The 12,723-nt window shown below is 36.5% G+C and carries 13 protein-coding genes and 2 pseudogenes; 7 read left to right on the top strand and 8 right to left on the bottom strand.

Annotated features, from left to right (window positions below; genetic code table 11):
- Positions 1–61: 61 nt before the first annotated feature.
- The 5 genes from VK91_RS07175 to VK91_RS07155 are packed head-to-tail and all read right to left on the bottom strand — an operon-like array spanning position 62 to position 4,391.
- Positions 62–1,135 (bottom strand): PotD/PotF family extracellular solute-binding protein, encoded by a 1,074-nt coding sequence (locus VK91_RS07175; RefSeq protein ID WP_048391967.1) that lies wholly within the window; start codon positions 1,133–1,135, stop codon positions 62–64.
- Positions 1,132–1,929 (bottom strand): ABC transporter permease, encoded by a 798-nt coding sequence (locus tag VK91_RS07170; protein WP_048391966.1) that lies wholly within the window; start codon positions 1,927–1,929, stop codon positions 1,132–1,134. Before VK91_RS07170 ends, VK91_RS07175 begins: the two co-directional genes overlap by 4 nt.
- Entirely contained in the window at positions 1,926–2,735 is an 810-nt protein-coding gene (locus VK91_RS07165) for an ABC transporter permease (protein ID WP_048391965.1), read from the bottom strand. The genes VK91_RS07170 and VK91_RS07165 overlap by 4 nt, the downstream gene beginning before the upstream one ends.
- Positions 2,725–3,831 carry an ABC transporter ATP-binding protein gene (locus VK91_RS07160; protein ID WP_048391964.1) on the bottom strand — a complete coding sequence of 369 codons (1,107 nt, stop codon included), beginning with the start codon at positions 3,829–3,831 and terminating at the stop codon, positions 2,725–2,727. The genes VK91_RS07165 and VK91_RS07160 overlap by 11 nt, the downstream gene beginning before the upstream one ends.
- Positions 3,832–3,848: 17 nt before the next feature.
- Positions 3,849–4,391: a helix-turn-helix domain-containing protein gene (locus VK91_RS07155; protein WP_004224674.1), complete on the bottom strand. Its 543-nt coding sequence runs from the start codon at positions 4,389–4,391 to the stop codon at positions 3,849–3,851.
- 406 nt (positions 4,392–4,797) lie between these two features.
- Here VK91_RS07155 and VK91_RS07150 point away from each other — a divergent pair, with 406 nt between their 5' ends.
- The 7 genes and pseudogenes from VK91_RS07150 to VK91_RS07120 all read left to right on the top strand — a co-directional run bounded on the left by VK91_RS07150 (position 4,798) and on the right by VK91_RS07120 (position 10,098).
- Positions 4,798–5,340 (top strand): peroxiredoxin, encoded by a 543-nt coding sequence (locus VK91_RS07150; protein ID WP_004224676.1) that lies wholly within the window; start codon positions 4,798–4,800, stop codon positions 5,338–5,340.
- A 149-nt stretch (positions 5,341–5,489) separates the two neighbouring features.
- Positions 5,490–5,945, top strand: coding sequence for a redoxin domain-containing protein (locus VK91_RS07145; protein ID WP_004224678.1), 456 nt, complete (start codon positions 5,490–5,492; stop codon positions 5,943–5,945).
- Positions 5,946–6,086: 141 nt separating this feature from the next.
- Positions 6,087–6,749 (top strand): TrkA family potassium uptake protein, encoded by a 663-nt coding sequence (locus VK91_RS07140; protein ID WP_004224679.1) that lies wholly within the window; start codon positions 6,087–6,089, stop codon positions 6,747–6,749.
- A 6-nt stretch (positions 6,750–6,755) separates the two neighbouring features.
- On the top strand, positions 6,756–7,235 hold the full coding sequence (locus tag VK91_RS07135; protein WP_048391963.1) for a hypothetical protein: 480 nt from the start codon (positions 6,756–6,758) through the stop codon (positions 7,233–7,235).
- 133 nt (positions 7,236–7,368) lie between these two features.
- Positions 7,369–8,472, top strand: a complete 1,104-nt coding sequence (locus tag VK91_RS07130) for a GNAT family N-acetyltransferase (protein ID WP_048391962.1) — start codon at positions 7,369–7,371, stop codon at positions 8,470–8,472.
- 133 nt (positions 8,473–8,605) lie between these two features.
- Positions 8,606–9,121: pseudogene (locus tag VK91_RS23280) on the top strand (N-acetyltransferase family protein).
- A complete protein-coding gene (locus VK91_RS07120; RefSeq protein WP_048391961.1) occupies positions 9,118–10,098 on the top strand; it encodes a S66 peptidase family protein in 981 nt (326 codons plus the stop codon). The pseudogene VK91_RS23280 and the gene VK91_RS07120 overlap by 4 nt, the downstream one beginning before the upstream one ends.
- Before the next feature lie 37 nt (positions 10,099–10,135).
- On the opposite strand, the pseudogene VK91_RS07115 reads toward VK91_RS07120, so the two are convergent.
- From VK91_RS07115 to VK91_RS07105, 3 genes and pseudogenes are all read right to left on the bottom strand, one after another.
- Positions 10,136–10,604: pseudogene (locus VK91_RS07115) on the bottom strand (GNAT family N-acetyltransferase).
- Positions 10,605–10,772: 168 nt separating this feature from the next.
- Positions 10,773–10,976 (bottom strand): hypothetical protein, encoded by a 204-nt coding sequence (locus VK91_RS07110; RefSeq protein WP_004224696.1) that lies wholly within the window; start codon positions 10,974–10,976, stop codon positions 10,773–10,775.
- Positions 10,977–11,152: 176 nt separating this feature from the next.
- Positions 11,153–12,415: a dicarboxylate/amino acid:cation symporter gene (locus tag VK91_RS07105; RefSeq protein ID WP_048391960.1), complete on the bottom strand. Its 1,263-nt coding sequence runs from the start codon at positions 12,413–12,415 to the stop codon at positions 11,153–11,155.
- Positions 12,416–12,723 lie beyond the last annotated feature (308 nt).

Genomic DNA, 12,723 nt, shown 5'->3' with positions numbered 1-12,723 from the left:
CAGTTAGACAAGCAGAGAAAAAAACTAGCGAATTGGTGTGAAAACCAATTCGCTAGTTTAATTATCTGATACTCATTTTAAATTCTAAAAATAATTCGTTGTATTTCCCTAAATAATCAGGTCCTAAATTTTTGTAGACCTCTAATGTATCACGTTGTTCTTCAGAAGGATAGTAGCGTTCGTCAGAAACAACTTCTTCGTCCATTAAGTCCATAGCGGCAATATTAGGAGTAGAATAGCCTACAAAATCAGCATTTTGAGCACCTGATTCAGCACTTAGCATGAAGTTAATAAAGGTGTGGGCACCATCAATATTTTTCGATGTTTTTGGGATGACCATATTATCAAACCATAAGTTTGAGCCTTCCTCAGGTACAGCAAAGTCTAACTCTTCATTTTCATACATCATATCAGCTGCTTGGCCAGACCATGTAAGGGCAACAGTTGCCTCATTATTGATCATTAACGGTGTGATTTCATCTCCAATGATCGCTTTAACATTTGGTGCAAGTGTAATTAATTTGTCAGTAGCTTCACGAAGTTCCTGATCATCTAGTGAATTCAGAGAATAGCCAAGACTGTTTAAGCCCATCCCAATGACTTCACGCGCACCATCTACTAAAAAGACTTTTCGCTTTAAAGAAGGGTCCCATAAATCGTCCCAAGAGGAGAAGTCTAAGTCTCCAACAAGGCTTGGATTGTAGACAATACCTACTGTTCCCCAAAAATAAGGGACAGAATATTTATTGTTAGCATCGAATGGTAAATCTAAAAAGTAAGGGTCAATATTTTTTAAATTAGGGATTTTCGTTTTATCTAAAGGAATTAATAATTTTTCTTCCTTCATCTTCTCAATCATATATTCAGAAGGGACAGCAATATCGTAAGCTGTTCCGCCTTGCTGAATCTTTGTCATCATAGCTTCATTGGAATCGAATGTTTCATAGATGACATGAATGCCTGTTTCTTTTTCAAATTCTTTTAACAAATCAGGATCAATATATTCTCCCCAGTTAAAGATGGTTAACGTGTCTTTTCCACTTTTACCGCCTCCCGCACTTAAGGCATCAGCCGCATAGAATAAAAGGGCTGAAACGACAAGGATGGCGATGGTAGCTTGAATTAGTGACTTCATCGATGCCCCTCCATTCTTTTACTCGTACGACTTGTCATGAAATAATAACCAACAACAACTAAAACCGTAACAAAGAATACTAATCCAGAAATTGCATTCACCGTTAGAGAAATTCCTGCGCGGGCCATTGAATAAATTTCTACGGATAAAGTACTAAAGCCATTACCTGTTACAAAGAATGTCACGGCAAAATCATCTAATGAATACGTAAGGGCAAGGAAGAAGCCTGCAAAAATACCTGGCTGAATATAAGGAAGAATGACACGCATCATAACGTCCTTTTTCGTTGCCCCTAAATCTAATGCTGCATCGATTAATGAGTTATTCATTTCTAGTAGCTTTGGTAAAACCATTAATACAACAATCGGTACACTAAATGCAACATGGGCTAGTAAAACAGATGCAAAGCCCAGTTTAATGCCTACCATTGTAAATAAAATTAAGAAGCTAGCCCCGATAATTACGTCTGGGCTGACGATTAAGACATTGTTTAAGGATAATAAAGTATTACGCATTTTAGAATCCTTAACCGTCACAATTCCAATTGCTCCTAGCGTACCAATAATAGTAGAAATGAGAGCAGAAAGTAATGCCACGATGACCGTATTTATTAATATAACAAGAAGACGCGAATCTTCAAAAACAGCTTGATAATGCTCCAAAGTAAAGGATTCAAAATTATTCATGGAGCCGCCACTATTAAACGAGTAAAAGATTAAATAGAAAATTGGAGCATAGAGAACGATAAAAACAATTGTTAAATAGACTTTGGCTGAAGCAGATAGTTTGTTCATCGTACGCGACCTCCTTTATCCTTTTGTCCCGTAATTAGCATGATAATCACCATGAATAAAATTAAGAATACAGCAATAGTGGAACCCATACCCCAGTTTTGCGTCACAAGGAATTGCTGTTCAATCGCTGTGCCTAGAGTAATGACACGGTTCCCTGCAATTAAGCGAGTAATCATGAACAGGGATAGGGCAGGGATAAAGACAACTTGAATACCAGATTTAACGCCATCCATTGTCAATGGTAAAACAACACGACGGAAGGTTGTAAAAGCCGAAGCACCCAAATCCCGTGCTGCATAAATGAGCGTTGGGTTTAAACGATCTAAAGAATTGAAGATCGGTAAAATCATAAATGGAATAAAAATATAGACCGACACAAAGACAAAGCTAATATCGGTAAAGAGCATTTGCTTTGGATCGAAGCCAAATACTTCGATAAATGCATTAATAGGCCCGTATAACCCAAAGATGCCGATAAAGGCATATGTTTTTAACAAAAGATTAATCCATGAAGGAATAATAATAAGTAGAAGCCAAAGTTGTTTATGCTTAGTCTTCGTTAAAAAATAAGCAGTTGGGTATGAAATTAATAGTGTAAAGAATGTAATTAAAAATGCATACCAAAACGAGCTCAAAGTCATCTTTAAGTAAACAGAAGAAAAGAACGCTTTATAGTTATCGAGCGTAAAGTTGCCATGTAAATCAAGCAGGGAATAATAGACAACGAGTGCAATTGGCGCGATAACGAAAAAGGCAATCCATAACACATATGGAAATAACGCTGATTTTGATGTTTTAGTTTGCATCTTCATCGTCTCCATACGATTCTAATCGTTTATCAAACTCTTCCTCTGTTTCGTTTAAGCGCATTACGTGAATCGCCTCAGGATCAAAGTCTAAGCCAATCTCAGTCCCTACTTCTGCTTTCTTCAATGAATGGACTAGCCACTCATTACCATCTTTATCGTATGTGGATAATTCATAATGTACCCCTCGGAATAATTGTGTATCCACTTTTACCACAAGTTTGCCTTTATCGATCGTTGTCATTTCTAAATCTTCTGGTCGAATGACAATGTCTATTTTTTCATTTGGCTTCATCCCTTGGTCGACACATTCAAAAACTTTGCCAGCAAATTCAACCTTGAAATCCTCAATCATCACGCCGGGTACAATATTGGATTCACCAATAAAGTCAGCAACAAAGCGGTTAATCGGTTCATCATAAATATCCACTGGTGTACCTGACTGCTGAATTTGTCCTTCACTTAAGACAAAAATTTCATCACTCATGGCAAGTGCTTCTTCTTGATCATGTGTAACAAAGACAAATGTTTTACCAAGACGTTGCTGTAATTCACGTAGCTCATATTGCATTTCTGTACGTAGCTTTAAGTCTAAAGCTGAAAGTGGCTCATCCAGTAAAATTACTTCAGGGTCATTGACAATGGCACGTGCAATCGCGACTCGTTGTCGTTGTCCACCAGACATTTCAGATATTTCGCGGTTACCATAGCCTGCCAAATTGACAAACTTTAAGGCTTCAGCTACACGCTCTTTTATGTCCTTTTCAGGAAGCTTTTTAATACGTAGGCCAAATGCGACATTTTCAAACACATTTAAATGAGGGAACAGCGCATAATCCTGAAAAACAGTATTAACTTGACGTTCATTGGCAGGAACTGCATTAATCTTTTTATCATGGAAAAATATATTTCCTGTTGTAGGTTCCGTAAATCCTGCAATAATTCGTAAAATGGTTGTTTTACCACAACCTGATGGACCAAGCAGTGTATAAAATTTCCCTTTTTCAAGCTCCAAATTGATATTTTTTAAAACGACGGTACCGTCGCTATATGACTTTGAAACATTTTCAAAGCGGATAATTGAATTGGTTGTCATGGATGCGCCTCCTTAAGCTATAAATAAGAATCTGTTGCGACAAGTAAAATTTTTGTTTCATCATCATGTGCATTAAAAATCTGATGATGGTCTGTCGCGTCATAATAAAGTGCGTTACCTTCACTTGCGATATACTGTTCATTCCCTAAAACGAGACGAATACGCCCTTTAACAACATAAATAAATGTTTCAGAAAGCGAAGGCTCAAACTGTTTAAACTCGCCATCTGCTGCAAAGGTTAAGAAAATGGGTTCCATCTCTTTTTCATTCGAAGTAGGAATCAGCCATTGAATTTCATATTTTTTTTCTTCATCTGTATAGGTAGATTGGTCTTCCTCTGTATAAACAACCTTCTGTTCAGGTGATTCATCATCAAAAAAGTCTTTGGGTCTTGACCCTAATACTTCTAAGATTGAAAATAATGTTTCAATTGAAGGTGAGTTTAGATCACGTTCTAATTGGGAAATATAACCTTTGCTTAAATCTGTACGTTCTCCAAGTTCCTCTTGGGTAAGACCTTTTTTTAAACGAAGCGCTTTAATTTTTGCTCCTATTTGCATCTTTTCCCTCCTAAGAGAAGTTTAGCAATGATAAACTTTCGAAATATGAAGTTTACTTTAACGAAACTTTTAGTTTACTAAAACCATTACAATTATACATAATAATAAAAAATTTGCAATCGTTTTTCGTGAAAAAAATAGCTGTAAAAAGTTAAAAAATAGGGTATAAATGAAAGTGAGAAAAATTTTGAATAGAGTAGAATATTATTGTCAAAAATAGCTTGTAGATAGACAATAGCAATAATTCCAGTTATGGATTTGACGAATTTTTGTCAATCCATTTTAATCATCCAAACGGGCGGAGTTTACTTGTTTGAAAAACTGCGGTTACTCTGCTATCGTAGAAGACGAGTTCGCTAGTGCGAATGGAATATATAAACTACATATTTATTCGGAGGGATTTATTATGGCAGAACGCATGGTAGGTAAACAAGCACCTGACTTTACAATGGAAGCAGTACTTTCAGACAAATCGTTTGGTAAAGTATCATTAGAAGATATTAAAGCACAAGATAAATGGACAGTTCTTTTCTTCTATCCAATGGACTTTACATTTGTATGTCCAACTGAAATCACTGCAATGAGCGATCGTTATGACGAGTTCGAAGACTTAGATGCAGAAGTAATCGGTGTTTCTACTGACACAATCCACACACACTTAGCATGGATTAACACAGACCGTACGCAAAATGGTCTTGGTGAATTAAAATACCCATTAGCTGCTGATACAAACCATCAAGTATCTAAAGAATATGGTGTATTAATTGAAGAAGAAGGTATCGCATTACGTGGTTTATTCATCATCAACCCAGAAGGCGAATTAAAATACCAAACAGTGTTTGATAACAACATCGGCCGTGATGTTGATGAAACACTACGTGTACTTCAAGCACTACAAACTGGTGGTCTTTGCCCAGCTAACTGGCGTCCAGGCCAAGCAACTCTATAATCTAAATAGAGTCGAATCATTATGCGAAAAATTAAAAGTCCCCACGACAAGCTTGTGGGGACTTTTAACTGAATTTTTGTTTTGGAAAAGAGTTTTTATACCGTTATCTAAATATTTGAAGACAAACGATCTTTTAGAGGAGGATTTTTATGAAACTTCGTGAACAAATGCCTGAATTAGTTGGCGCAACGACTTGGTTAAATGGTGAAGTAACTAAAGCAGAATTAGTAGGCAAAAAACCAACATTAATCCACTTCTGGTCAGTAAGCTGTCATTTATGTAAAGAAGCAATGCCAGATGTGAACAATTTCCGCGATCAATATAAAGATGAATTAAACGTTGTAGCAGTACATATGCCACGTTCTGAGGCAGATACTGATTTAGACACAATTAAAGCAGTAGCAGCAGAGCATGATATTGTGCAACCAATCTTTGTAGATAGTGAAATGAAGCTAACAGATGCTTTTGAAAACCAATATGTTCCAGCATATTTTGTGTTCGATAAAGATGGTCAGCTGCGTCATATGCAAGCTGGTGGTAGTGGTATGAAAATGCTAGAAAAGCGTGTAAACCGCGTGCTAGATGAGATGCGTAACGCTGAATAATAACGATATGTTGAAGACGGGGATTAAGATCCTCGTCTTTTTTGTTGTCCACCATTGACGAATTGGCTCTTGTTTTGACAATACATATCGCAGAGAATAGGCTACAATGGTGGTATAGTAGTTTTCGGAGGGATTTTTATGATGAAAAAAGAGTTTGCAGTCATAGGGCTTGGACGTTTTGGAGGCAGTATTGTTCGTGAATTAATGAGTCAGGGCGCACAGGTAATGGCAATTGATCATTCTTCAGAGCGTGTAGATGAGTTTGCTTCCATTGCTACACAAGCTGTTATTGCAGATTCAACCGATGAATCGGTGTTGAATTCATTAGGTATTCGTAATTTTGAGCACGTGATTGTAGCAATTGGGGAAGATATTCAAGCAAGTATATTAACAACAATCATTTTAAAGGAAATTGGTGTTGAGCAAATTACAGTAAAAGCTCAAAACGATTACCATGAAAAGGTTTTACGTAAAATTGGCGCAGATTTTGTCGTCCATCCTGAGCGAGATATGGGTATTCGTATTGCTAATAATATGTTGTCGAATACTGTTCTAGATTATTTAGAGCTATCAGATGAACACTCCATTATGGAATTAAAGGCTAATGATGCGATTGCTGGCTATTCCATTATGGATTTAGATATTCGCGCTAAATATGGCATCAATATTGTAGGAATTAAGCGTGGGGCTGATATTATCGTATCTCCACAGGCGAGTGACAAGATTTTATTAGGAGATATTATGCTTGTTATAGGCGCTGATGTTGATATAAATCGCTTTGTTAAAAAGGCCTTGAATGGGTAAGAGCAAATGACGAAACGCAGATGGAGACTTGTTATATTCGCTGGTATTTTATTAGTCGGTGCTTTTATTATGCAAAACAGAGAAAAAAGTGAAGATGAAGCTATTTCTCTTGTTCTAGATCATGCCACAGAAATTGACGACATTGAATTATTCCAAGGAGATCAATCGCTATTTCATGCTACAGGCGATGAAGCACAAGACTTTATTGAGAAATATCCTTTAAGTCATGTAAGGAAGCTTTCCAAAAAGGAAAGAACTATTTTTGAAGAAAAGCCTGTATATCATATCGTTTATAAAATGAAGGATAAGCCTCTTTATGAGGTAGAAATATTAAAAGTGGCTATTAGTTCTGAACTTGATGAAGAGTTACAGCAAATGGTTTTTCGTGTGGATGATGCACAATATTTGGTTTATTGGGCAAAAGAGAAAAAGGTACTCGAACAATCGACCAACACGCAACGATTACTTGAACAATACGGGCAATAATGCAGGTAGTGATACAGCAATTCATGCTGGTCACTACTTTTTTATTCTATTTTTAAGAAAAAATTGGAAAAAATATTTGATTTCATCGAGAGAGTTAGATTAAACTTTGACATAAAGAAGGGGGCTAGATGTAATGAAAATCATGTCAACTAATTGTGTAATCGAACAATTACAACCAGAGCATTTTACAGATATACAAAAACTCTACTCTAATAAACAAGTTCGAACTTATCTCGGTGGTGTTCCATCAAACAGCTATATAGAAGCATCTTTTAAAGGCATGCTAGAAGCGCCATTCCCTAATACATATTTATATATTACTTTAAAGGAGACAGGTGAATTTATAGGTCTTGTCTCGATCGATGAATACCATGATCAGGAGTTATATGAGCTTTCCTATCAATTTTTACCTCAGTTTTGGGGGAAGGGGTTAGCTTTTGAAGTGCTAACGCAGGTAATTCAGGATGGTTTGAATTATCTGAATATAGAATCTATTGTGGCAGAAACACAAACAGCGAACAAGGCATCATGTCGCTTGCTCGAAAAATTAGGAATGAAGAATGTACAGATTTTAGAAAGATTTGGGCAGGAACAAGCTGTCTATGAATTAAGTAAAAATATTGAACCGATAAGACAAATCATCGCCCTATCAGGTGGTGGGTTTTCTCAGCAGAACCCTTCATTTATCGATGAGTACATTTTACGACAAACTCAGAAAAATGAACGAGTTAAAATTTGTTTTATTCCCACAGCAAGTAATGATGCACAAGGGTATATCGAGAAGTTTTATGCAGCATTCCATCATTGTGATGCAACCCATATCTTGCAAAAAGATATGCATGATAGAAGCATTCGAGAAAAAGTACTAGCGCAGCATATTATCTATGTGGGTGGAGGGAATACAGGTTATCTTCTTGAAAAGTGGCGAGAATATGGTTTTGATAAATTGTTAAAGGAAGCTTATCAAAAAGGGATTATATTAGCTGGCATCAGTGCTGGGGCAATGTGTTGGTTTGAAAAATGCTATAGTGAAAATACATATGATGATTTTGAGGAATGGAATGGCTTAGGACTATTATCAGGTACCTATTGTCCCCATTATAATGATCAAGAGAGAAGGAGGGCATTTGATCGCTGGATAGAAAATCATCCCACATTACAAGAATACACACTCATAGATACTGAGACACTCCATTTTAGGGATGAAAAGCTAGTAGCTAAAATTCAAACCTACTAGAAGGGACGAAGAAAAGTATGAGAATTCCAGCAAAACTAACACTGGGTGATGATACTTTGGTGGCAAGGTCCATATAAATACAAAAGAATTGAGGATTCAGGTGACTATATTTTAGAAGGAGAGCGTGTTTAACATGATCATACGAGAAGCAACCCGACATGACAGTGAACGAATTATAGCTGTTATGGCAAATGCAGAGGCATCAAATTTTATGTTATTTGGACCAGGTGAGCGCAATTTAGCACCTAAGCCATTTGGGGAGTATATAGATAAGCTATATCATAGTCACCACTCAGCTTTGTTCATTGCTGAAATGGATGAGCAGGTTGTGGCGTACTTAATTGTACAAGGCAATGAGCCGTCAAGAATTGCTCACCGTGCTTATCTTGTCATAGGCATACATAGTGACTATAGAGGAAGAAAAATTGGAACAGCTTTATTTTAACACGTAGAAAATTGGGCAATAGTGAATGGTGTACATCGTCTAGAATTAACCGTCATGGAAAATAATGAGGCTGGTGTTGCTTTGTATAAGAAAATGGGCTTTGATATCGAAGGAACGAAGCGGGCTTCGCTGTATGTAGATGGACAATATATTAATGAATACTACATGTCAAAACTATTGATTGGGAAAGGAACTACCTTATGACTTCAAAAATAAACATCGGCATTTATTCCCCGTCCTCCCCAGCAACGGTGACGGCTTTGGAACGATATGAACGTGCTAAAGCATTTCTCGAGAATAAAAATTTTCAAATCGTGACAGGTTCTCTAACTGGTAAAACTGATTATTATCGTTCAGGTTCGCCAAAAGAAAGAGCAGAAGAATTGAATGAGTTATTACGTAATCCAAATGTGGATATGATTATGTCTACGATAGGGGGCACCAATGCCAATAGTATGCTACCTTATATTGATTATGAGGCTTTTCGTCAACATCCCAAATTGGTCGTAGGTTATTCAGATGCAACGGCCGTTCTACTGGCACTTTATGCAAAGACGGGAATCTCAACTTTTTATGGTCCAGCCCTCGTACCTTCCTTTGGCGAGTTTGAACCATTGGTAAATGATACCTTCAAATTTTTTGAGCATTATTTCTTTAAGCCTCAAGCATTACCATACGAAATTCCAATGCCTTCTTATTGGTCGGATGAACCTGTTAATTGGCTAGAGAAGACAGTGGATAAAAAACTCAAGAAGAATGAATGGTTAGCGATTCAGGGTGGGGTTGTTGAAGGAAGGTTAATTGGCGGGAATGCCAATGCCATGTATGGATTTATTGGTACGCCGTATTTCCCTAAAATTGTGGAAGGTGATATTTTATTAGTGGAGGACTGCTTAAAAAATGCTGCTGTAGTTGAAAAGAATTTTGCAATGCTAAAATTGCATGGTGTCTTTAACAAAGTTAGTGGGATTATTTTGGGGAAACATGAATGCTACGATGATTTAGGAACGGGTCGACAGCCATATCATATTCTACTTGAACAGTTGGATGGAATAAAGATTCCTTTATTAGCAGAGGTGGATATTTGTCATACACATCCTATGCATCCAATTGCGATAGGCAAACGAGTAAGGATAGATGCCACAGCTAAGAAGATATACTGTTTGGAAAGATGGTTGTAATGATAAAGCCTTGCAAATCGTAGCAAGGCTTTATTTTCTAGAGGTTCCTATAATCATCATCAGTGATAGCGTACATTTTTACATTTTGGTATTGTCCCTTAACAAGCATACTTTTCCGTAATAACCCTTCAAATTGCATACCTGACTTCTCCATAACCTTTTGTGAGTCAATGTTTTCTTCAAAGCATCGTGCTTGGATACGTACTAAATCTAATTCATTAAAACCGAAGTCAATGAGTTTTTTTGTTGCTTCTGTTGTGTACCCCTTATTCCAAAAATCCTCAGAAAGCATAGCCAATTTCCGCGTATTTATGGGTGTCATTAATCGTCACAAAATCAATCGTTCCAATAATTGTGCCTGCATATTCAATACCCCATAACATCAAATTGCCTTGCTGATAGCCATTAAAAATTAATGCCATAAAAGCCTTTGTATCCTCTAAGCTCGTGTGTGCTTGCCATGTCACATAACGCGCCACATTTTCACTGGAAGAGTAGTCATACATTGCTTCTAAATCCCCATGTGTAATTGGTCTTAATAGTAACCTTTCCGTTTTCATAATTGGTATTTTACTCATGATTTACCCCCTTTAACAAATAGTATATAAAAAAGTCGACCCATAATTATGAATTAGGTCGACTTTTTATATTTATTCATTTTTGCAGCGATCACATTAAGGATAGCGCTTATCTGTTGCAGAGGAATCCTTAGTTTTGGTTTTATGTTGTTCATCTTTCACTTTTTCATTCAATTCTTCGACAGGTATTGGATCTACTGTTTTCATGTCCTCGTGTTTATCAAAAATGCTTTCTTTATCTGTATCCAATACATCAGGGTTATTCGTATTACGTGTTTTTGCCTGTTTTTTATCATTCATTCACTATCACCTCTTACTATTAACTTTCACTTTTTTACTAGAGTGTAAACATTTTATTTTGGGTGATAGTGTAAGCTAATTGTTTGTTGTCAGCGTCAATCCATAAGGACATAGCTTTTACTCGAATGATAATGAGTATAGTGAAAAAGAGATGGCTATCATTTCTACCATTTTTGTTAGGAAGATATAGTGGTCTTTCCCTGAAGTGCACGTTCTTCCATAGCTGTGTCAAACTCTTTTTCAGATTTTGACACGACAACACAAGCTACGCCATTACCAATTAAATTTGTAACAGCTCGAGCCTCAGACATAAAGCGATCTACACCGATTAACAGCGCTATTCCTTCCACTGGTATCATTGGGAAGGCAGCCAAAGTTGCTGCTAATGTAATAAATCCTGAGCCTGTTACACCTGCTGCACCTTTAGAAGTAATCATTAAAATTCCGAGCAGTGTAATGATTTGAATCCAAGTTAGTTCCATTCCATATGCTTGTGCGATAAACAATGCAGCCATGGACAGGTAGATGGAAGTCCCATCTAGATTGAAGGAGTACCCGGTAGGAACGACTAAACCTACAACCTGCTTCGAGCAACCATAGTTCTCAAGCTTCCGCATCATAGATGGCAGAGCTGATTCAGAAGAGGAAGTCCCAATTACTAAGAAAATCTCATCTTTGATATAAGCGATAAATTTAAAGATGTTGAATCCAAAGAACTTTGCAATGGCACCTAAAATAAAGACAACAAATAAAAACATTGTTATATATACGGCAGCCATTAATAAACCTAGATTACCTAAAGATTTTAAACCAAAATTTCCAATTGTATAGGCCATTGCACCAAAAGCTCCGATTGGTGATATTTTCATAACCATACTTACAATCTTGAAGAATATCTCTGCTACTTGCTCAAAGAATGTGATGACTGGTTTTGCGGGTGCACCGATTGAGGCAGCTGCTAAGCCAAATAAAACAGCAGAGAATAGGACTGGTAATAATTGACCAGTTGCCAATGCACCAACTACATTTTCTGGAATAATACTAGAAATGAAGGCACCCAAGCCTTGCTCAGATTCAGCTGCAGCAGTTGTATATTTTGAAATATCAGCATCAGATGCACCTGATGTATCCAAGCCCGTACCAGGACTTACGATTAAAGCAACAGCAATTCCGATTGCTAATGCAATTGTGGAAACTATTTCGAAGTAAAGCAATGCCTTACCTCCGATTTTCCCGACCTTTTTCATATCTCCCATACTGCCGATTCCAATAACAACTGTTAGGAAAATAATAGGAGCAATTAACATTTTAATTAATTTGATGAATAGGTCTGCTAAGATTTTCAAGCTGGCACCGAACTCGGGGAAAATGGCTCCGACAATAATCCCAAGTATGATAGCCACTATAACCTGAACAGTCAAATTTTTCAGTAACTTCATTTTTTGCTACCTCTTTTCTAAATTTTCTCTTTGATATCGCTTTCACTAAAAGTATCATAGCGAATATTTCTTTAAAAAAGAGATTTAGAAAATAAGAAACATATCGTTCATTAAGTACATTTACTTACATTTACATATAAATATAGTAATATCAATAACTATCTCTGTTATGGTACGCTATAGTTAATTAATTATTGTTATAATACAAAAACATAGAGTGATAATTAAGTTTTTTTAAAATTATCAGTTTATAATATTGTTCATTAAATTCAATATTTTCTGCTACTTATATAGATTAAATATGTTGT

This window comes from Lysinibacillus sp. LK3, assembly GCF_001043675.1.
Lineage (GTDB): Bacteria > Bacillota > Bacilli > Bacillales_A > Planococcaceae > Lysinibacillus > Lysinibacillus capsici.
The sequence above is the reverse complement of the archived record's forward strand: the minus strand, read 5'-3'. Positions and strand labels throughout refer to the sequence as shown.

What these genes read in the sequence shown, in the direction of transcription:
- VK91_RS07175 (WP_048391967.1), bottom strand. Translation starts at nt 1,135, where the DNA reads ATGAAGTCACTAATTCAAGCTACCATCGCCATCCTTGTCGTTTCAGCC.
- VK91_RS07170 (WP_048391966.1), bottom strand. Translation starts at nt 1,929, where the DNA reads ATGAACAAACTATCTGCTTCAGCCAAAGTCTATTTAACAATTGTTTTT.
- VK91_RS07165 (WP_048391965.1), bottom strand. Translation starts at nt 2,735, where the DNA reads ATGCAAACTAAAACATCAAAATCAGCGTTATTTCCATATGTGTTATGG.
- VK91_RS07160 (WP_048391964.1), bottom strand. Translation starts at nt 3,831, where the DNA reads ATGACAACCAATTCAATTATCCGCTTTGAAAATGTTTCAAAGTCATAT.
- VK91_RS07155 (WP_004224674.1), bottom strand. Translation starts at nt 4,391, where the DNA reads ATGCAAATAGGAGCAAAAATTAAAGCGCTTCGTTTAAAAAAAGGTCTT.
- VK91_RS07150 (WP_004224676.1), top strand. Translation starts at nt 4,798, where the DNA reads ATGGCAGAACGCATGGTAGGTAAACAAGCACCTGACTTTACAATGGAA.
- VK91_RS07145 (WP_004224678.1), top strand. Translation starts at nt 5,490, where the DNA reads ATGAAACTTCGTGAACAAATGCCTGAATTAGTTGGCGCAACGACTTGG.
- VK91_RS07140 (WP_004224679.1), top strand. Translation starts at nt 6,087, where the DNA reads ATGAAAAAAGAGTTTGCAGTCATAGGGCTTGGACGTTTTGGAGGCAGT.
- VK91_RS07135 (WP_048391963.1), top strand. Translation starts at nt 6,756, where the DNA reads ATGACGAAACGCAGATGGAGACTTGTTATATTCGCTGGTATTTTATTA.
- VK91_RS07130 (WP_048391962.1), top strand. Translation starts at nt 7,369, where the DNA reads ATGAAAATCATGTCAACTAATTGTGTAATCGAACAATTACAACCAGAG.
- VK91_RS07120 (WP_048391961.1), top strand. Translation starts at nt 9,118, where the DNA reads ATGACTTCAAAAATAAACATCGGCATTTATTCCCCGTCCTCCCCAGCA.
- VK91_RS07110 (WP_004224696.1), bottom strand. Translation starts at nt 10,976, where the DNA reads ATGAATGATAAAAAACAGGCAAAAACACGTAATACGAATAACCCTGAT.
- VK91_RS07105 (WP_048391960.1), bottom strand. Translation starts at nt 12,415, where the DNA reads ATGAAGTTACTGAAAAATTTGACTGTTCAGGTTATAGTGGCTATCATA.